The organism is Streptosporangium sp. G12 (assembly GCF_052983175.1).
Map to the genome: position 1 here is coordinate 120,022 of NZ_JBRIQO010000003.1, position 19,237 is coordinate 139,258.

Sequence of the window (19,237 nt, forward strand, 5' to 3'; positions counted from 1 at the left end):
TCCGGGTCCTGTGTTGCGATCTCCGGGCATCTCGCGTCCCTGTTGCCACAAGCCGTTCCCCCTGCGGACTTCCCCAGGGGGGTGTCTTTGCCATCCGCGGACACAGCGGCTGCCAGCATCTTCGGAGTTCACGTCCATCACACCAGTCACATCGGTCACATCAGTGGAGGCGCACATGCTTGGAAAACTGATTCTCACCGGGGCGGTGGGGGCGGCCGTCATGCTGCCGGCCGCCGCCCACGCCGCCGTGCCGTTTTTGGATACGGCGTCGCCCGTCCCGGCGCTTTCCGGCGACACGCCGGTGCCCGGGATACCGGCCCCGCCCGCACCGGCCGCACCGGCCGCCTGGAGCGCACCGGCGCCCGGAAGCGCACCGGTGCCGGGGGCCGCGTCGATGTCCGCGCTGTCATCCTCGGCCGAGACACCGCCCCCGCCCGCCCCGGTGTCGGGGACCGCCCCGGCGCCCACGACCGGGGTGCCCGGGACCCCGCCGCCGCCGGACGAGCAGCTGCCGCCCGGCGCCACCCCGCCGGTCGACACCGCCCCGCCCGGCGCCACCCCGCCGGTCGACACCGCCCCGCCCGACGCCGCCCCGCCGGTCGACGGCGTCCCGCCCGGCACCACTCCGCCGGTCGACGCCGTTCCGCCCGGTGCGGTCCCGCCGGTCGAAGGCACCCCGCCGGTCGACGTCGTGCCGCCCGTGGCCGTCCCGCCGGTCCCGGTCGCGCCGGCTCCGGTGATATTCGCCGCGCCGGGCACCCCGCTCGCGGTCACGTCGGCCGTCGCCGCCTGGGCGAGCGTGCTCTGCACGCCGACCGCCGTCGTGGCGGCGGGGTCCTGCCTGTGACCGGTTCGTGCCGGTGATCCGATGTTCAGGCCCGTGACCGCCCTGTGCCGGTGACATGCCGGTGACAGACCGGCGGCCGTGCAGGTGACCGGCCGCCGTACCGCTCCTGCGGGCCCGGGCGGCCCGTGTTCCGGCCCTGACCGGTTATGAGCGCCCTCCCGCTTATGGGCGCCCTCCCGCCGCCCCTCGGGCGGGAGAAGGCGTCTTTGCCGATACGGGCCGCAAAACACGAAGAGTCTTGGAAAAGCACACCCTTCCCGGCAGACAGATCGGAGAAGGATGGAAAGGAGTGACGGGGGAGAGGAGCCGTGATGCCGGTACAGGACGACGGGCGACCGGTGGTCGCCGGATTCGACGGCTCGGCGGAGAGCCGGCTGGCCCTGCGGTGGGCCGTCGAGGAGGCCCGCCTGAGATTTCTCCCGCTGCTCGTCTGTCACGCCTGGCAGTGGCCCTACCCCAGGCTCTCCCTCGCCCCCGAGACCACCGAGGTCGTACGCCGTATGGGCATGCGCGTCCTCGACAGCGGGCTGACGATGGTGCGCGAGCTGGCGCCCAGGGTGAGGGTGCGCGGGCAGCTGGTGGAGGGGACACCGGCCGCGGCCCTGGTGGGCCTGTCGGGCGTCGCGGAACTGATCGCGATCGGCCCGCGTGGCGCCGGCGGTCCCGACGAGCTGCGGATCGGCTCGACCGTCGAGGTCGCCGCGCACGCCCACTGCCCGGTGGCCGTCGTCAGGCGGTCCGGCCATCCGCGCGCCGGCCGCGTGGCGATCGCGGTGGAGGATCCCGGTCTCGACTCGCCGGAGCTGGGCATCGCCTTCGACGAGGCGAGGCTGCGCAGGGCGGCGCTACTGATCATCTGCCTCTGCCCCGAGAACGCCCACGACACCAGGCAGGCGGCCGTCCGCTTCAACACCAACGTCGCGGTGTGGGAGGAGAAGTACCCCACGGTCGAGGTGGAGAGCCTGATCGAGACCCGCTCCCACATCGAGGTGCTCCGCCACGCGGCCGACCGTTCGGACCTGCTGGTGGTCGCCGACCGGGAGCGGGACGACCCGCTGGATCCCGCCATCGGCCCGGTCTGCCAGGTGATGCTGCGCGAGGCGCCGTGCACGGTCGTGGTGACCCCCTCGCAGGCGTGGCACCCGTCCCCGCGATGGGAACGCCTCGTCAGGAGTTAGTGCTTCCTAACCCTGGGCGGCGGCCAGCGCCGCACGGGCCATGCCGCGCAGCAGCTCGGCCATCGCCGCGGGCGGCAGCTCGCCCGCGCTGTGCGGGGTGGAGTTGAGCAGCCCGAAGACGGCGTGGGTCGCGGCGCGCAGCCCGGCCTGCGGGCGTCCCGGGTAGAGCTCGCTCAGCACGGTGACCCACTCCTCGACGTACAGACGCTGGAGCCGGCGGATTCGCCGCCGGGCGGGCTCGGGGACGTTGCCCAGCTCCCTGTCGTGCACGGTGATCAGCGCCGGATGGCTGAGCGCGAACTCGATCTGGCAGCCGAGCAGGGCGTCCAGTGCCTGCTCCGCGTCGGCGGCCTCGGTCACGCGGCGCGCGCCCGAGGTGTGCAGGCGCTCGCTGACGTCCAGCAGCATCTCCGCGAGCAGGGCCTCCTTGCCGCTGAAGTGCCGGTAGAGGGCCGGGCCCGAGGTGCCGACCGCGCCGCCGATGTCCTCGATCGAGACGCCGTGGAAACCGCGCGCGGCGAACAGCTCCGCCGCGGCGTCCAGGATCTCCGCGCGTCGTGAGCCGCGGTTGCGGGTGGAAGGCTGAGCAGTCGTCACCCCTCGCATGGTAGACGGTAACGTTAATGATGACTAACATCTGCGATGGAGTTGATGACCGGTGACCCAGCGGCGGCGAAGCCGGGCGGATCAGACAGGCCGGGCAGGCCGGACGGGGAGGCTCGGATGAGTGGCTGGCCGGTGCTGCGAAGCGCCTGCGACCCGGGTGGCGAGGGGTTCAAGCGCAACGCCGAGGTCAACGAGCGCCTCGTCGCCGACCTCAGGGAACGCGTCGCCGCGGCGGGCCTGGGCGGCCCGGAGAGGTCGCGCGCCCGGCACGTCTCCCGGGGCAAGCTGCTGCCCCGCGACCGCGTCGACTCCCTGCTCGACCCGGGCTCGCGCTTCCTGGAGCTCTCCCAGCTGGCCGCCAACGGGATGTACGGCGACGCGGCCCCCGCCGCCGGGATCATCACCGGGGTGGGCCGCGTCTCCGGGCGCGAGTGCGTCGTCGTCGCCAACGACGCCACCGTCAAGGGCGGCACCTACTACCCGATCACCGTCAAGAAGCACCTGCGGGCCCAGGAGGTCGCCCTCCACAACAACCTGCCGTGCGTCTACCTCGTCGACTCGGGGGGCGCGTTCCTGCCCAGGCAGGACGAGGTCTTCCCCGACCGCGAGCACTTCGGCCGGATCTTCTACAACCAGGCCACCATGTCGGCGCGCGGCATCCCGCAGATCGCCGCGGTCCTCGGCTCCTGCACGGCGGGCGGCGCGTACGTCCCGGCGATGAGCGACGAGGCGGTGATCGTCCGCAACCAGGGCACGATCTTCCTCGGCGGCCCGCCGCTGGTGAAGGCCGCCACCGGCGAGGAGGTCAGCGCCGAGGAGCTGGGCGGCGGCGACCTGCACGCCCGCGTCAGCGGCGTCACCGACCACCTCGCCGACGACGACCGTCACGCGCTGCGGATCGTCCGCGACATCGTCTCCACCCTCGCGCCGCGCACGCCCTCCCCCTGGGAGCGCGCGCTCTCCGAGGAGCCCGCGCACGACCCCCGCGACCTGTACGGCATCGTCCCCGCCGACACCCGCACGCCGTACGACGTCCGTGAGATCATCGCCCGGATCGTCGACGGCAGCAGGTTCGGCGAGTTCAAGGCCGAGTACGGTGCCACGCTCGTCACCGGGTTCGCCCACATCCACGGCCACCCCGTCGGGATCGTCGCCAACAACGGCATCCTGTTCGGCGAGTCGGCGCTCAAGGGCGCCCACTTCATCGAGCTGTGCGACCGGCGCAACATCCCGCTGGTGTTCCTGCAGAACATCAGCGGGTTCATGGTCGGCAGGGCGTACGAGGCGGGCGGCATCGCCAAGCACGGCGCGAAGATGGTCACCGCCGTCGCCTGCGCCAGGGTGCCCAAGTTCACCGTGGTCGTCGGCGGCTCGTTCGGGGCCGGCAACTACGCGATGGCCGGGCGCGCCTACTCGCCCCGGTTCCTGTGGATGTGGCCGGGAGCCCGCATCTCGGTGATGGGCGGCGAGCAGGCCGCCAACGTCCTGTCCACGGTGGGCGACGCCGATCCCGACGCCATCCGCGCGCAGTACGAGGAGCAGGGCAACCCCTACTACTCCACCGCCCGCCTCTGGGACGACGGGGTCATCGACCCCCTCGACACCCGTACCGTCCTGGGCCTGGCCCTGTCCGCCTCGGCCAACGCCCCCCTCGAACCCGTCGGCTACGGCGTCTTCCGGATGTGACCGCACCCATGACCCACTCCACCTCCTCGGTTTCCCCGACCCACGCGCCGCCACCCCGCGGGGGCCGGATGTTCGACACCGTCCTCGTCGCCAACCGCGGCGAGATCGCCCTGCGGATCACCCGCACCCTCAGGAGGCTGGGCATCCGCTCCGTCGCCGTCCACAGCGACGCCGACGCCGGGGCGCGGCACGTCCGCGAGGCCGACGTCGCGGTGCGGCTTCCCGGCGGTTACCTCGACATCGACGGCATCCTCGCCGCCGCGGCGGCGACCGGCGCCCAGGCGGTGCACCCCGGATACGGCTTCCTCGCCGAGAACGCGGCCTTCGCCCGGAGCTGCGCGCAGGCCGGGCTCGTCTTCGTCGGCCCGCCGCCGGAGGCCGTGGAGGCGATGGGCGACAAGATCCGGGCCAAGGCCACCGTCTCCGCGGCCGGCGTCCCCGTCGTCCCCGGCGGCGCCGAGCCCGGCGACGACCTGGCTGAGGCGGCCGTACGGGTCGGCTTCCCCGCGCTGATCAAGCCCTCGGCGGGCGGCGGGGGCAAGGGCATGGTGCTCGTGCGCTCCGCGGCGGAGCTGCCTGAGGCACTCGCCTCCGCCCGGCGCACGGCCGCCGCCGCGTTCGGTGACGCGACCCTGCTGATCGAGCGGTTCGTGGAGAACCCCCGGCACATCGAGATCCAGGTGATGGCCGACGCGTACGGCGGCGTCATCCACCTGGGCGAGCGCGAGTGCAGCCTGCAGCGGCGGCACCAGAAGATCGTGGAGGAGGCGCCGTCCCCGCTCCTCGACGCCGCGACCAGGGCCGCCATGGGCGCGGCGGCGGTCGAGGCCGCCAGGTCCGTCGGCTACACCGGCGCCGGGACGGTCGAGTTCATCGTCCAGGGCGCGACCGGCGACTACTACTTCATGGAGATGAACACCCGCCTGCAGGTCGAGCACCCCGTCACCGAGCTGGTCACCGGCCTGGACCTGGTCGAGCTCCAGCTCAGGGTCGCCGCCGGCGAGCCCCTCCCGCTCACCCAGGAAGAAGTGCGCCTCGACGGCCACGCCGTCGAGGCCCGCGTCTACGCCGAGGACCCCTCCCGGGGCTTCCTGCCGACCGGCGGCCGGGTCCTCGCGCTGCGCGAGCCGCCGGGGGTGCGGGTCGACTCGGGTCTGATGGCCGGCGGCCTGGTCGGCAGCGACTACGACCCGATGCTGTCGAAGGTCATCGCCTGGGGGCCCGACAGGGCGGCCGCCCTGCGGCGGCTCGACGGCGCGCTCGCGGCCACGGCCGTGCTCGGGGTGCCCACCAACATCGCCTTCCTGCGGGCCCTGATCGGTCACCCCGCCGTGGTCGCCGGAGACCTCGACACCGGCCTCGTGGAGCGGCACCTCGGCGAGCTGGTCCCCCGCGACGGCGTTCCCTCCGTCCCCGACGACGTCCTGGCCGCCGCCGCCCTGGTCCTGCACCGCGAGCACGTGCCCGCCGGCATGCCCGCCGACCCGTGGGACGTCCCCGACGGCTGGCGGCTGGGCGAGGCGGCCTGGACCGTCTACCGGCTGGAGACCCGTGACGGCGTCCGCGAGCTCAGGGTCCGCGGCCTGCCCGCCTCGGGAGCCGAGATCCGCCTGCCCGAAGCCGACGTCGTGCGGGCGCGGCTGGCCGGGGAGGGCGACGACCTGCTCGTCACCCTCGGCGAGACCGCGAGGCGCTATGTCGTCGCCAGGGACGGCGACGGCGGCGACACGATCTGGCTCGGCCGCGACGGCGACGCCTGGGTGCTCACCCGCCGCCACCTGGGCGACCCCGGCGACCGGACCGGCGCGGGCGGCCCGGGGGACGGGCAGGTCCGCAGCCCGATGCCGGGCACCGTCCTCGTGGTGAAGGCGGGTCTCCGGGAGCGGGTCGCCGAGGGGCAGCCGCTGCTCATCGTGGAGGCGATGAAGATGGAGCACACCGTGACCGCGCCGATCGGCGGGATCGTCGCCGAGCTGCGGGTCCGGGCCGGCCAGGCGGTCGCCATGGACGCCGTGCTGGCCGTGGTCCGCGAGGAGGAGCCGTGACGGTCTCCGCGCCGGTCGCGGAGGCCGTACGGGAACGCGGGGAGATCGCGACGCGGGCGGTCAGATGGGCCGTGAGGCACGGCGACGGAGAGGTCACGGCCGGATGGGTCGCCGAGGTCGCGACACCGGCGGCCCGTCCGGCCGTGCGGCGCGAACCGGTGAGGGGGGCATGATGCGCGAGCCACAGCGGGTCCGGGCGGCGGGGCTGCCCGAGCGGGTCACGATCTACGAGGTCGGGCCGCGCGACGGGCTGCAGAACGAGGCCGCGGTGGTTCCCGTCGAGGTCAAGGCCGAGTTCATCGCCCGGCTGGCCGCCGCGGGACACCGCGTGATCGAGGCCACCAGCTTCGTGCACCCGAAGTGGGTGCCCCAGCTCGCCGACGCCGCGGAGCTGCTGGCGGGCATGGAACGGGTTCCCGGCGTGCGCTACCCGGTCCTCGTCCCCAACGAGCGCGGCCTCGACCGCGCGCTCGAGCACGGCGTCGACGAGATCGCGATCTTCGCCAGCGCCACCGAGACCTTCGCCGGCAGGAACCTCAACCGGACGCTGGAGTCACAGTTCGAGATGTTCGAGCCGGTCGTCGCACGGGCGCTGGCCCACGGCCTGAAGGTCAGGGCGTACGTCTCGATGTGCTTCGGCGACCCGTGGGAGGGTCCGACGCCCGTCGCCCAGGTCGTCTCCGTCGGGCGCAGGCTCCTCGACCTGGGCTGCTTCGAGCTGTCGCTCGGCGACACCATCGGTGTCGGCACCCCCGGCCACGTCGCCGCGCTGATCGAGGCCTTCGGCGGCCCCTCCCGGCTCGCGGTGCACTTCCACGACACTTATGGCCAGGCCCTGGCCAACACCCTCACCGCCCTGCGCGAGGGGGTGACCGTCGTCGACGCCTCCACCGGCGGCATCGGCGGCTGCCCGTACGCCGAGAGCGCCACCGGCAACCTCGCCACCGAGGACCTGGTCTGGATGCTGCACGGCCTCGGCGTCGAGACCGGGCTGGACCTCTCCTCGCTGGTGGATACCAGCACCTGGCTGGCCGCGAGGCTCGGCCGCCCCAGCCCATCGCGGGTCGTCCAGGCCCTGGGCGAGAACCCGTCCCGCACCACCGCAGAGAACGCCGAGGAGTGATCATGCCCAAGCTGACCGAGGAGTACGAGGAGCTTCGCAAGACCGTCGAGGCGTTCGCCCGCGACGTGGTGGCCCCGGTGATCGGGGACCTCTACGAGCGCGAGCAGTTCCCCTACGACATCGTGCGGCAGATGGGGGCAATGGGCCTGTTCGGGCTGCCGATCCCCGAGGAGCACGGCGGCATGGGCGGTGACTACTTCGCGCTCTGCCTGGTCCTGGAGGAGCTGGCCAGGGTCGACTCCAGCGTGTCGATCACCGTCGAGGCCGCGGTGTCGCTGGGCGCGATGCCGATCTACCGGTTCGGCACGCCCGAGCAGCGCGCCGAGTGGCTGCCCAGGCTGACGTCGGGCGAGATGCTCGGCGCCTTCGGGCTCACCGAGCCCGGCGGCGGCTCCGACGTGCCCGGCGGCATGCGGACCACCGCCGTGCTGGACGGAGACGAGTGGGTGATCAACGGTACGAAGGCGTTCATCACCAACTCCGGCACCGACATCACCGGCGTCATCGGAGTGGCCGCGATCACCGGCGAACCGGCCGGGGGGAAGAAGGAGATCTCCACCATTCTGGTGCCGTCCGGCACCCCCGGCCTCACCGTGTCGAAGAAGTACTCCAAGGTGGGCTGGAACTGCTCCGACACCCGCGAGCTCTCCTTCGACGACTGCCGCGTCCCGGCGGGGAACCTGCTCGGCGAGCGCGGGCGCGGCTACGCGCAGTTCCTGCAGACCCTCGACGAGGGCCGCGTCGCCATCGCCGCCCTGTCCACCGGCCTGGCCCAGGGCTGCGTGGACGAGTCGCTGCGCTACGTCCGCGAGCGCCGGGCGTTCGGCCACCCCATCGGCCACTACCAGGCCATCCAGTTCAAGATCGCCGACATGGAGGTCCGCACCCACACCGCCCGCCTGGCCTACCACCACGCGGCGGAGAAGATGCTCGCCGGCGAGCCGTTCAAGAAGGAGGCCGCCATCGCCAAGCTCGTCGCCGGCGACGCCGCCATGGACAACGCCCGCGACGCCACCCAGATCTTCGGCGGGTACGGGTTCATGAACGAGTACCCGGTCGGCCGCTTCTACCGCGACGCCAAGATCCTGGAGATCGGCGAGGGCACCAGCGAGGTCCAGCGGATGCTCATCGCCAGAGAGCTCGGCCTGAGCGGCCTCTGACCTGCGGATACCGGGGACGGAGGAGGGCTGGTTCGGATGAAGGCCCTCCTTCCGTGGGGTGGCGAACCGCTTGCGCCGGCGAGGGTCTTTCCCCGGTACGGGCAGGGCGGCCCGGCGCCCGGGGTCTCCTATCCGCAGTTGCCGAAGGCTTTGCGGCCGCCGGTCGCCTCGGCGTAGTCCAGGCGGGTGTCCCGGGTGCTGCCCCAGTACGAGACGCACTTGCCGCGGGCCTTCACCTTGACCGGCCCGGCGTAGTACTTGAACTTGCCCGCGTCGGTCTTCGGCCTGCTGCCCCGCACCGTCAGGGTGGCGGTGGTGTAGGTGGCGGTCCGGTAGAAGGCGGTCTTGATGCTGACCACGCAGTTGTAACCGGTGCTGCGGTTGTACATGAGGTAGACGTGGCCGAAGGTGTCACGTCCGGACTTGAGGGGACGGACGCCGTCCTTCACCCGGGTGAACCCCGCCCCGCAGACGCCCTCGGGAGTGTAGGGGGCGGAGGCCGCGTACGCCGTGTATGCCGGGTTTGCCGCGAGAACACCGGCGGCCAGGGCCGTCACGGCGACCATCTTCGGAACCGACCTGATCACTTGTCTACCCTTCGACGGTGGGCCGCGGCGCGTGCCGCGGCGGATCAACCCATTGATCTTGGCTTATATCCCTGTTTTCCGGCAACGGGCACCGGGACACCGATCGCGCGGGAGCCGGGGCTTTCCGGCCCACACGAACCTCGTCCCCACCGAAGACCGTGCGGCCGGGCCGCCGCTTTGTGGAAGTTTGACGTGGCGTCCCGGCGTGGCTCCGATACCGCCGGGCACGTTGCGGGGTACAGCCGTTGCGCAGTGCCCGTGAACATCACTGTCGTGAACATCACTGTGAAGTGATGGGAGAACCGCATGCTGACAGGGTTGCCCGCACTGGGGTCCGGCCTGGGACATCGCGTGGAGCTGGCCGAGGCGATCGAGGCGCACGCCGGCCGGATCGACTGGCTGGAAGTGATCACCGAGCGCTACCTGTTCGCCCCGGCCGACGAGCGCGAGCGGCTGGGGGAGCTGGTCCGCCGGTTCCCGGTCGTGCCGCACGGGGTGGAACTGTCCATCGGCTCGGAGCGGGAGCCGGACGGGGCGTACGTGGAGGCGCTGGCCGCGCTGGTGGCGGACATCGGCGCGCCGTGGTTCAGCGACCACCTGTGCTTCACCCGTACCGACAGGGTCGACGTGGGGCTGCTGGTGCCGCTGCCGCGGACCCGGGAGGTCGCCCGGCGGCTGGGGCGCAGGGCGCGGCGGGTGCAGGAGGCGGTGGGCCGGCCGTTCCTGCTGGAGAACATCACCTACTACGTGGACCTGGCCACCCCGCTGACCGAGGCGCAGTTCATCACCGAGGTGATGGAGCACTGCGAGTGCGGCCTGCTGCTGGATCTGGCCAATCTCGACATCAACGCGCGCAACCACGGCTTCGACCCGCTGGGGTTCCTCGACACCATCCCGGTCGAGCGGGTCGTCCAGGTGCACCTGGCCGGCGGCGTCGACGGTGACGGTGACGGCGACGGTGGGCGGCTGTCCCTCGACAGCCACGGTGCCGCGATCCCGGCCCGGGTGTGGGACCTGCTGGCGGAGCTGGTCTCGCGCACGCACGTCAACGCCACGCTGGTCGAACGCGACCAGAACTTCCCCGACGACTTCGGCGACCTGCTGGCCGAGATCGACCGCGCGCGAACCGTGCTGCGCTCCCGCGCGGGCGGTCCGGACGGCGGGCGAGTGGCGGCGCGAACGGCGGGAGGCGCGTGATGGGCGTGCAGGACGCGCTCGCGGCGATGCTGACCTGCGAGGCGGAGTCCGCGCTGCTGCGCGAGGACCCGGTGAGGCTGCAGCGCCGGTACGAGCTGAGCGACGCCGAGCTGGCCATGCTGAGCGGTGCCGCGCCCGACGGCTACCGGGTGACGCACGACGGCGTGCGGGGCAAGCTGCGGTCGGCGGTCACCGCCTGCCTGCCGGACACGGTCGCCGAGCTCACCGGCGGTCACCGTGCCCTGTGGGAGGAGTTCACCCGCGGTGCGGTATGCCGCCCGCAGCCGGTGGAGCGGCCGTTCGGGATGGGGGAGTCCGAACGGCTGACGGCCTGGCTGGCGGTCCACGCGACACCTCGGCTGACCGCCTACGCCCGTTACGAGCTGGCGCGCGCCGCGCTGGTTCACGACCGGGACGCCGCGCTGGCCGCCCGCGCCTCCGCCGTGGCGGGCCCGGGCCGCCGGACGCCTGCCGGGGCGCTCCGGCTGTCGGCCGCCGCCCGGGTCGAGACCTACACCCACGACGTCACCGCGGGGCCGCCGATCGGCGAGCTGCCCGCCGTGCGGACGCGGGTGCTGTTGCAGCGCCGCTGGCGGGCGCCCGTCGTGCGGGCCTACCGGATCGGTGAGGGCACCGCCATGCTGCTGGCCGGCTGTGACGGTACCCGCGACGCCGACCAGGTGATCGCCGCGGTGGGCGGTGACCGCGCCCGCGCCGCGGAGACGCTCGCCGAGCTGGCACTGGCCGGTCTGGTGTGGCCGCGATCCTGACCCGCACGCGCCGCCCGCCGGGAGGGTCCGCGCCCGCCTTCGCGGTATCACGGCAGGCCGCTACCCTCCCGCGACGGGCCGCGCCGGACGAGATGTCCGCCCGGATTCCCGGATCCCCGGCCGCCGTCGCCGGCCCCCGCCCCGCGACCGGGGCGCGACCCCTCGCGGGTGTCGCCACCGATCCTCCGCGCCCGGCGCACCCGGTGTGCCGTACGCGGGGAAACCGGCCCGGCATCGGGTCGTCACCCTGCCCTGCCTCGGCAGGCGCTCCTGGAGGGAGAAACATCGTGAACGATGACATCACTCGCGAGGACGAGACGCCGGAGTTCGTTTTCGAGACGGTCACCGACGCCGACGGCCGGGAAACCACGGACCGCGCGTGCTGCGGCGGCGGTCGCTGCGGCCGCGACGATCCCGATGGGTGAACCGGCCGCCTGAGACGGCCGGCCGGTGAGCGGAGGCGAGGAGGGAGTGCGGGGGGAGCACGGCCGCTCGTGGCCTGCCTTCCCCTCGCCTCCCGTCCCGCCGATACCGGCTACCGCGGTCGTGCCGAAGAGCGGCCCGGCCCCCGCGAGGGGCCGGGCCGCCCGGCCGGGCCGGGGCGTCAGTGCGCGGGGACCGTCGCGGTGAAGCCGCGGCCCGCGAAGGTGCCGGAGACGGCGGTGTCGTCCTCGGCCAGGAACGCCTTCCACGACAGCTCCAGCGCGTGCGATCCGCCGTCGCCGGTGACGGTCAGCCGGGCCGTGGCACCGCTGCCCAGCCGGACCTCGCCGTTCACCGTGAGGTCGCCGACGAAGCGGACGTCCCGCAGCCGGACGGTGCCGGCCCTGTCGTCGAACGTCAGCCGGCCACCGCGCAGGCCCTCCTGCGTGGCCGGCAGCCAGAACGGGGACCTGAGAGGGTTGCGCCTGGCGGTCGCGTCGGTGGCGGTGGCGAAGGCGGCCGCGAGGATCCGCCGCTCCTCGGCGTCCAGGGTGGTGCCGCGTGCCGGGGGCACCTGCGCCACGGTCCGGGGAAAGGAGCCGAGGGCACGGTAGTTCGCCTCGTCGCAGCGGGGCTCGCCGTCGAAGGCGGCCGGGTCGGAGAGGAAGGCGCGCGTCGCGCCGCGGACGCACTCGTTCATCTGGGCGCCCGTGGTGAGGTTGTGGCCGGCGAAGCGTACCCGGGAGAAGGTGGAGTCCGGGAAGCGCCGGGTCACCGCGGCCGCCTCCGCCGGGGTGGTCGAGTCGAAGTCCCCTCCCAGGGCCAGGACCGGCACCCGGGGGTGCCCGGCGCCCGGCGGCACGGGCGGGCTGGTGCGGGGCGTCGGCCAGTCGACGCAGAAGTCCTGCGTGCCGGCGGGAGGCCCGCCCAGCTCGGCGACGGTGAACGGCCTGAACGGGCGTTCACCGTCGTAGTGGCGGTCCAGCCGGCGTCGCCGCTCGTCCGCCGGAGCGGCGCGCTCGAACGGGAAGGTGGTGTCGGCGCACACGTAGGAGAGCAGGCCCGCCAGCTCCGCCGCGCGCAGCGGCTGGCTCGGCGCTCCGTCGACCATCCGCACGAGGCGGCGCAGCGGGAGCGGGTCGCCGTCCAGGTAGGCGGCGACGGCCGCGCCTCCCTCGCGGCCGGCCACCGGGATGAAGAGGAAGTCCGGCAGGCGCGCGAGCGACGACAGCCGGATCTCCGGATCGGGGTGGGCGCGCAGCCGCCGCACCAGCTTCGAGAAGGCGTCGGAGGGATCGCCCGGCAGGCGGCGGCAGGCGCGGGAGGGGTCGCAGGCCACGTCGAGCAGGTCGGCGCGCTTGCGGATGCGCTCGGCCACGTAGCCGTCCTCGCCCGTGGGCACGATGCTGTCGAGCAGCACCCCGGAGAGGCTGCCCGGGTGGCGGGTGGCGTACGCCTGGGCGAACAGGGTGCCGTACGAGATGCCGTAGAACGTCACCTTCGGCACGCCCAGGGCGTCGCGGACGGCGTCCATGTCGGTGACGGCCTGGTCGGCGGTGAAGAACCGGGTACGAGGACCGAGGCGGGCGGCGCAGGCCTTGACGGTCTCCCGGACCACCAGGTCGAGCCCCGGGCAGAGCAGCGGGGCGGACTTTCCCAGCCCGCGCGGCTCGACCACCAGCAGGTTGTGCCGGTCGAGCACCGGTCCCAGGCCCTCGGCCAGGGACGGCACCGCGGGGAGCGCCGGCAGCGGCCCGCCCGGATTGGCCAGCACGGTCCCGGACGCCGGGCGGGAGGTGTCCTTCCTGGGCAGCCAGGCGAACGCCACCGTGATCCGCTCCGAGGCCGGGTCGCCCCAGTCGAGCGGAACCCGTATTTCCCCGTCGCAGCGGGTCCTCGCGGCGGCGCACGGATGCCGGAACCCGCCCGCGCTCCTTCCGGCCTCTCCGGTCGACTCTCCGGTCGCGGTCCGTGCTGCGGCGGAGGACGTGCCGTGGCCACGGGCGGCGGCGTCCGGGGCGGTGAGGAGCGAGAGGAGAAGCGTCCCGCAGGTTCCCGTCGTGACGAGCGCCGTGGCGGCCCGGCGTGTGATGGATCGCTGGTTCGCGTTCATGTTTCCAGGCTCGTTCACGACCGGGCCCCGTCTTTCACCATCGGGAACGGTTTCCCGCCTGGGAGCCGGGCACCGGTCGCGCCCCCGTCTGGGAGTACGGTCCCAGACGGGTACGAGGACCCGGCCGGGAGCCGGGCGGTGCCCGGGAGAGGTGCCCGGGAGAGGTGGCCGGAGGGGTCAGCCGGTGGCGCCCGGGGTGACGAAGCCCGCCTCGTAGGCGATGACCACGGCCTGGGCGCGGTCGCGGACGCCGAGTTTGGCGAACAGGCTGGTCACGTGGTTCTTCACGGTGGAGGCCGCCACGTCGAGCGTTTCGGCGATCTCCGGGTTCGACCGCCCGCGCGCGATGAGGACCAGCACCTCCCGCTCGCGGTCGGTCAGACCGGCGAGCTCCGGCGGCATCGTCGCGGGCCGGGGCCGTACGGCGCGGACGAAGGTGCCGATCAGCCGGGTCAGCAGCCGCGGCGCGACGACCGAGTCGCCGCGGTGCACCACCCGCACCCCCTCCAGCAGCTCCTCGGGGGAGACGTCCTTGGGCAGGAAGCCCGAGGCCCCGGCGCGCAGGGCATCGACGACGTACTCGTCCAGGTCGAAGGTGCTCAGCGCGAGCACGCGCACGCCGGGCAGTTCGGCGGTGATCCGCCCGGTGGCGGTGACACCGTCGGCCTCCGGCATGTGCAGGTCCATCAGCACCACGTCGGGCAGCAGGTCGCGGGCGAGGGCGAGTGCCTCCTCGCCGTCGCCCGCCTCTCCCACCACGGAGAGGTCGTCCTGGGCGTTCAGGATCATCCGGAAGCCGGAGCGCACCAGCGCGTGGTCGTCGACGACCAGCACCCTGATCATGTCTCCCCCTCCCGCTCGGCGGGTTTCCGTCCGGGTTCTTCCTGTCCGGTGGTTTCCCGTTCCGCCGCTTCCCGCTCGATCGGCCTGCCCGCGACCGGGGGGCGTTCGGCCGCTTCCCGTTCGGCCGGCCCTTCGCCGGCGTCTCGCCGTCCGTCCGTTCCCAGGACCGGGAGAGGCAACCGCGCGTGGACCCGGAAGCCCCCGCCCGGCAGGGGACCCGTCTCCAGCCGCCCACCGCAGAGTGCCACACGTTCGGCCATGCCGCCCAGCCCGAAACCTCCACCGGAGTGGCCTTCGTACCTCTTCCCGGCAGCGGCCGTCCCGGGTCCGTCGTCGACCACCTCCACCTCGACCGCGGCGGGCTCGTACTCGACCCGCACCCTCACCGGGACGTTTCCGGCGTGCTTGCGCGCGTTGGTCAGCGACTCCTGGACGATGCGGTAGACGGCGTGGTCGACCGCGGCGGGCAGCCTGCCGGGGGTGCCGGTCACCTCCAGGACGGCGGGCTGATCCGCCTCGCGGGCCCGGCTGACCAGCGAGGGCAGGGCCGCGGCCCTGCGGGCGGGAGAGCCCGTCCCACCGGGAGGACCCGTCCCACCGGGAGGACCCGTCCCACCGGGAGAGCCCGGTCCGCCGGGAGGAGCCGCCTTCCCGGGGAAGCCGGTTACCGCGCCGGTGGGGGAGTCGCCGTCCACGGGGGTGGCCCCCGGGCCGGCGCGCAGCACGTGCAGCAACTGCCGCATCTCCGCCATCGCCTCCCGCCCGGCGCGCTCGGCGCTGAGCAGGGCGGCCTCGGCCCCGGCGGGATCGCGGGCCATGGTCGTGCGCGCCGCTCCCATCAGGATCTGCATCGTGCTGATGTTGTGGGCGACCACGTCGTGCAGCTCGCGGGAGATGTGGCGGCGCTCGGCCCGTACGATCTCCTCGGCGAGTTCGGCCTGCCTCCTGCGGACGGTCTCCCGGCGCAGCCACACCAGCCTGCCCAGCCCGACGAGCAGCAGCGGGACGAACACCCCGAGGGAGCCGGAGTCCCGGCGTCCGGCTCCGGTGACGAGCTGGACGGCCGTCGACACCGCCGGGTAGAACAGGCCCACCGCCACGGCCGCGACCCAGGCGTGCCGGGCCGCGCCGTACCTGCCCGCCGCGTACAGGGCCAGCATCGCCTGCAGGCCGTACCCCTGCCAGCCCGTCGACACGACGATCACGCAGTCGCAGACCACGGTGACGGCCACCACGGTGATCGGCCGGCGCCGCCACCACACCAGGGCCGCCGACGAGACGGTGAAGAACGCGAATGCCAGGAGGGGGAGCTCTCGCGTGCCGAACCTGTCCTGGAGGACGCCCAGAGTGACGTACACCGCCCACACGCCCAGCGCGAGAAGCACGTCGGCGACGCGCGAACGCCTCGCCGCGGGCCATCTCCCCCCGGGCGCGGGGAGCCTGCCCGCGAACCACGTCCCCACCGTCGCCCGTGCCCTGCCGGGTGCGGTCCGTGCCGTCCTGGAAACCCTCACCGCCGCGGTCGCCCGGCCCGCGACCGAGCCGGGCGGCCCGCGAGGGGAGGAGCGAATCCGACACGCGGCCGGTCGGGGGCGCCGCGAGGAGGAGAAAAGGTGTCAAATGCCCGGGCCATAGGAGACCAGGGTTCCAGACCGCGGGCCTCCAGGCCATGGCCTCCGGGACGGCGGGCCCGGGACCACGGGTCTTCGGGACGGCGGGCCCGGGATCATGGATTTTCGGGGCGGCGAGTTTGGGACCACGGAGCTTCGGGGCGGCCTCGGCCGGGCCGCCGCCGCCCCGCGGATTCTTCCCCGCCGATCGACGGGACCGCCGTGCCCGATGCCGGGGGGCCCGAGGTAGTGAAACTTTCAATGCACACCAGGGTGTTCGCACAGGTCAGCGTGTAACGGTGTGAGGCGGCGCCTGTGTCCCCTACGTCAGGGAGGGGTGTGACACCTAGGGTGGGAGCGCTCCCATGCCTCCCTTGAAGGAGCCGTTCCATGCCAAGAAGATCGATTCTGGCCACGCTCTGCGCGGCTCTGGTGATCATGTCAGGTGCCGCGGTCGCCGTCGCCTCCGGCGCGTCCGCCGCCGACTCCCCGTTCTACGTCGATCCTGAGACCGGTGCCGCCAAGTGGGTCGCGGCCAACCCCGGAGACTTCAGGGCGCCGGTCATCCGCGACCGGATCGCCGCCGTGCCGCAGGCACGATGGTTCACCACCACCAACACCTCCACCGTGCGCGGGCAGGTGTCGGCGTTCGTCGGAGCGGCGCAGGGAGCGGGCAAGATCCCCATCCTCGTCGTCTACAACATCCCCAACCGTGACTGCAGCGGCGCGAGCACGGGTGGCGCGCCCAACCACACGGCCTACCGGCAGTGGGTCGACGAGGTGGCCGCCGGTCTCCAGGGACGCCCGGCGTCGATCATCCTGGAGCCCGACGTGCTCCCGATCATGACCAACTGCATGAGCTCCTCCCAGCAGCAGGAGACCAACGCCTCCATGGCGTACGCCGGCAAGAAGCTGAGGGCCGCCTCGTCCTCGGCCAAGGTCTACTTCGACATCGGGCACTCGGGATGGCTGTCACCGTCGGAGGCCGGCGCCCGCCTGAGGGCCGCGGACGTGGCGAACAGCGCCGACGGCATCTCCCTGAACGTCTCCAACTACCGGTGGAGCTCCACCGAGATCGCGTACGCCAAGAGCGTCATCTCCGCCACCGGGGTCTCCCGGCTCCGCGCGGTGATCGACACCAGCCGCAACGGCAACGGCCCGCAGGGTAGCGAGTGGTGCGACCCGGGCGGCCGGGCGATCGGCACGCCGAGCACCAACGCCACCGGCGACTCGATGATCGACGCCTTCCTGTGGATCAAGCTGCCGGGCGAGGCCGACGGCTGCATCGCCGGGGCCGGGCAGTTCGTCCCGCAGCGCGCCTACGACCTGGCCATGGCGGCCCCGCCCGTCACCCCGAATCCCACCCCGACGCCCACCGTGACCCCGACCCCGACTCCGACTCCGACGCCGGGCGTGGGCAGGGCCTGCACGGCCGCCTACAATCCGGCCGGCTCCTGGCAGGGCGGCTTCCAGGCCGAGGTGACCGTGCGGAGCAGCGGCACCGCGGCCATCACGGGCTGGACGGTGAGCTGGTCCTTCCCCAACGGCCAGAGCATCACCCAGCTCTGGAACGGGCAGCACACCCAGAGCGGCGCGAGCGTCTCGGTGCGGAACGTGTCGCACAACGGCAACCTCTCCCCGGGCGCCTCGGCGTCCTTCGGGTTCACCGGTAACTGGTCGGGGAGCAACGGTGCGCCCTCCTCGGTCAGCTGCACCGCCGCCTGACCCGGTGGTGCGGCCGTGATCCGGTACGGCTCGCGCGGTATGCCCCCCGCGCGAGCCGTACCGGATTCTTCCGTCTTCGCCGCGGTTCCGTGGCCGAAAGGGAGAACTGCTCCCTCGGGTTCGTTCCGTGCGTTACCCTGGGCTTTTGCCCGGGCGACGGGTGCGCAGCGGGCCCGCCGGTGCCGCCTTCATGGCCGCGGTGGCCTTCGTCATGATCTGCCGCATGGTCTCGACCTCCTCGGGGGTGAGCCGGTCGATCAGGAAGGCGCGCACGACGGCCACGTGCCCCGGCGCGGTCCGCTCCAGGCAGCGCGCGCCCTCCTCGGTGAGCACGGCCAGCACGCCCCGCTCGTCCGACGGGCACGCCGCCCGCGTGACGAGTCCCCTCCGCTCCAGCTGCCCGATCTGGTAGGTGAGGCCGCTTTTCGAAACGATCAGCCGGTTGGCCAGCTCGGTCATCCGCAGCTGCCCGCCGGGCTGCTGGGAGAGTTTCGCCAGGATCTCGTACTGGGCGTGAGTCAGATCCGAGTCGGCTTTCAGCTGGTCCTCGACACGGCGCTCCAGGAGGTGCGTCGCGGCCACATAGGCCATCCATGCGGCCATCTCGCTCTCATTGAGCCATTTCGTGTCGCTCACCGGAGTATTGTACGGGTTGTTCAAATTTGAACTAACCGCTATGGTTTGTACAAATTCGAATGACAAGAGGAGTCATCATGCTTGACCAGGTACGGCCCTACGCCCTTCTGCTGGCGCGGATCGCCCTCGGCGTGATCTTCTTGGTCCACGGCGCCCAGAAGTTCCTGACAGGACTGGACAAGACCGCCGGGTTCTTCGAGTCCGCGGGGATCCCGCTCGCGGCCGTCGCCGCACCGGCGGTCGCCGTCCTCGAGGTCGTCGGCGGCATCGCGCTCATCCTGGGCGCGGCCCTGCCCGTGTTCGGCCTCCTGCTCACGCTCAACATGCTCGGCGCCCTCGTCTTCGTCCACCTCGCCAACGGCTTCTCGGTGGGGGAGGGCGGCTACGAGTTCGTCCTCGCCCTTGCCGCCGGCACCCTGGCCGTCGCCTTCAGCGGCGGCGGGGCCCTCGCCGTCGACGCCCTCTGGCAGCGCCGCCGCCAGCTGGCCGCCGTCTAGCCGGTCGCCGATCCGGCCGGTCACGAACCAAGCCGGCCAGGGCGGGCGCGGGCCGCGCGGGTGCGGCCGGAGACCGGGATTACGGATGCCGGGTCTTTCCACAACCGGAGGGCCCGGCCGACCGGAATTCACGAGATCGAAAATCACGAGATCCCACCCCGGACAATGGGCATAGCTATGCATAGCTATTT

General features: G+C 73.1%; 18 protein-coding genes. 12 read left to right on the top strand and 6 right to left on the bottom strand.

Features of this window, described 5'->3' with window-relative positions:
* The first annotated feature begins 175 nt into the window (after nt 1–175).
* Together ACVCAG_RS05650 and ACVCAG_RS05655 are read left to right on the top strand one after the other, a co-directional pair.
* Nucleotides 176–847: a hypothetical protein gene (locus tag ACVCAG_RS05650; protein ID WP_447189560.1), complete on the top strand. Its 672-nt coding sequence runs from the start codon at nt 176–178 to the stop codon at nt 845–847.
* Between the two features lie 311 nt (nt 848–1,158).
* Nucleotides 1,159–2,025, top strand: coding sequence for a universal stress protein (locus ACVCAG_RS05655; protein WP_440082301.1), 867 nt, complete (start codon nt 1,159–1,161; stop codon nt 2,023–2,025).
* 6 nt (nt 2,026–2,031) lie between these two features.
* On the opposite strand, the gene ACVCAG_RS05660 is transcribed toward ACVCAG_RS05655, so the two are convergent.
* Nucleotides 2,032–2,631: an SACE_7040 family transcriptional regulator gene (locus ACVCAG_RS05660; protein ID WP_440082302.1), complete on the bottom strand. Its 600-nt coding sequence runs from the start codon at nt 2,629–2,631 to the stop codon at nt 2,032–2,034.
* A gap of 117 nt (nt 2,632–2,748) precedes the next feature.
* On the opposite strand from ACVCAG_RS05660, the gene ACVCAG_RS05665 reads away from it, so the two are divergent.
* The 5 genes from ACVCAG_RS05665 to ACVCAG_RS05685 all read left to right on the top strand — a co-directional run bounded on the left by ACVCAG_RS05665 (nt 2,749) and on the right by ACVCAG_RS05685 (nt 8,645).
* Nucleotides 2,749–4,317, top strand: a complete 1,569-nt coding sequence (locus ACVCAG_RS05665; RefSeq protein ID WP_440082303.1) for a carboxyl transferase domain-containing protein — start codon at nt 2,749–2,751, stop codon at nt 4,315–4,317.
* A 68-nt stretch (nt 4,318–4,385) separates the two neighbouring features.
* Complete coding sequence (locus tag ACVCAG_RS05670; protein WP_447189561.1) at nt 4,386–6,362, top strand: acetyl/propionyl/methylcrotonyl-CoA carboxylase subunit alpha; 1,977 nt, start codon at nt 4,386–4,388, stop codon at nt 6,360–6,362.
* Nucleotides 6,359–6,535, top strand: a complete 177-nt coding sequence (locus ACVCAG_RS05675) for a hypothetical protein (protein ID WP_440082305.1) — start codon at nt 6,359–6,361, stop codon at nt 6,533–6,535. Before ACVCAG_RS05670 ends, ACVCAG_RS05675 begins: the two co-directional genes overlap by 4 nt.
* Complete coding sequence (locus ACVCAG_RS05680) at nt 6,532–7,485, top strand: hydroxymethylglutaryl-CoA lyase (RefSeq protein WP_440082307.1); 954 nt, start codon at nt 6,532–6,534, stop codon at nt 7,483–7,485. The genes ACVCAG_RS05675 and ACVCAG_RS05680 overlap by 4 nt, the downstream gene beginning before the upstream one ends.
* A gap of 2 nt (nt 7,486–7,487) precedes the next feature.
* On the top strand, nt 7,488–8,645 hold the full coding sequence (locus ACVCAG_RS05685) for an acyl-CoA dehydrogenase family protein (protein ID WP_440082308.1): 1,158 nt from the start codon (nt 7,488–7,490) through the stop codon (nt 8,643–8,645).
* 128 nt (nt 8,646–8,773) lie between these two features.
* Here the strand turns inward: ACVCAG_RS05685 and ACVCAG_RS05690 are convergent, their stop codons facing one another.
* Nucleotides 8,774–9,232 (bottom strand): hypothetical protein, encoded by a 459-nt coding sequence (locus tag ACVCAG_RS05690; protein ID WP_440082309.1) that lies wholly within the window; start codon nt 9,230–9,232, stop codon nt 8,774–8,776.
* A gap of 306 nt (nt 9,233–9,538) precedes the next feature.
* Between ACVCAG_RS05690 and ACVCAG_RS05695 the strand changes: the two genes are divergently transcribed.
* The 3 genes from ACVCAG_RS05695 (at nt 9,539) to ACVCAG_RS05705 (ending at nt 11,624) form a co-directional block, all read left to right on the top strand.
* The gene (locus ACVCAG_RS05695; RefSeq protein ID WP_440082310.1) at nt 9,539–10,429 is read left to right on the top strand and encodes a DUF692 domain-containing protein; all 891 of its coding nucleotides are present in this window, start codon (nt 9,539–9,541) and stop codon (nt 10,427–10,429) included.
* On the top strand, nt 10,429–11,199 hold the full coding sequence (locus tag ACVCAG_RS05700) for a hypothetical protein (protein ID WP_440082311.1): 771 nt from the start codon (nt 10,429–10,431) through the stop codon (nt 11,197–11,199). The genes ACVCAG_RS05695 and ACVCAG_RS05700 overlap by 1 nt, the downstream gene beginning before the upstream one ends.
* A 287-nt stretch (nt 11,200–11,486) precedes the next feature.
* Nucleotides 11,487–11,624 (top strand): hypothetical protein, encoded by a 138-nt coding sequence (locus ACVCAG_RS05705; protein ID WP_440082312.1) that lies wholly within the window; start codon nt 11,487–11,489, stop codon nt 11,622–11,624.
* 179 nt (nt 11,625–11,803) lie between these two features.
* Here the strand turns inward: ACVCAG_RS05705 and ACVCAG_RS05710 are convergent, their stop codons facing one another.
* From ACVCAG_RS05710 to ACVCAG_RS05720, 3 genes are all read right to left on the bottom strand, one after another.
* Nucleotides 11,804–13,735, bottom strand: a complete 1,932-nt coding sequence (locus tag ACVCAG_RS05710; protein WP_447189562.1) for an alpha/beta fold hydrolase — start codon at nt 13,733–13,735, stop codon at nt 11,804–11,806.
* 177 nt (nt 13,736–13,912) lie between these two features.
* Complete coding sequence (locus ACVCAG_RS05715; RefSeq protein ID WP_447189563.1) at nt 13,913–14,578, bottom strand: response regulator; 666 nt, start codon at nt 14,576–14,578, stop codon at nt 13,913–13,915.
* Nucleotides 14,575–15,963 carry a sensor histidine kinase gene (locus ACVCAG_RS05720; RefSeq protein ID WP_447189564.1) on the bottom strand — a complete coding sequence of 463 codons (1,389 nt, stop codon included), beginning with the start codon at nt 15,961–15,963 and terminating at the stop codon, nt 14,575–14,577. Before ACVCAG_RS05720 ends, ACVCAG_RS05715 begins: the two co-directional genes overlap by 4 nt.
* Before the next feature lie 615 nt (nt 15,964–16,578).
* On the opposite strand from ACVCAG_RS05720, the gene ACVCAG_RS05725 reads away from it, so the two are divergent.
* Nucleotides 16,579–17,913 carry a glycoside hydrolase family 6 protein gene (locus tag ACVCAG_RS05725; protein ID WP_447189565.1) on the top strand — a complete coding sequence of 445 codons (1,335 nt, stop codon included), beginning with the start codon at nt 16,579–16,581 and terminating at the stop codon, nt 17,911–17,913.
* 132 nt (nt 17,914–18,045) lie between these two features.
* Here the strand turns inward: ACVCAG_RS05725 and ACVCAG_RS05730 are convergent, their stop codons facing one another.
* On the bottom strand, nt 18,046–18,549 hold the full coding sequence (locus ACVCAG_RS05730; protein WP_440082317.1) for a MarR family transcriptional regulator: 504 nt from the start codon (nt 18,547–18,549) through the stop codon (nt 18,046–18,048).
* 77 nt (nt 18,550–18,626) lie between these two features.
* Here ACVCAG_RS05730 and ACVCAG_RS05735 point away from each other — a divergent pair, with 77 nt between their 5' ends.
* Nucleotides 18,627–19,046: a DoxX family membrane protein gene (locus tag ACVCAG_RS05735; protein WP_440082318.1), complete on the top strand. Its 420-nt coding sequence runs from the start codon at nt 18,627–18,629 to the stop codon at nt 19,044–19,046.
* Nucleotides 19,047–19,237 lie beyond the last annotated feature (191 nt).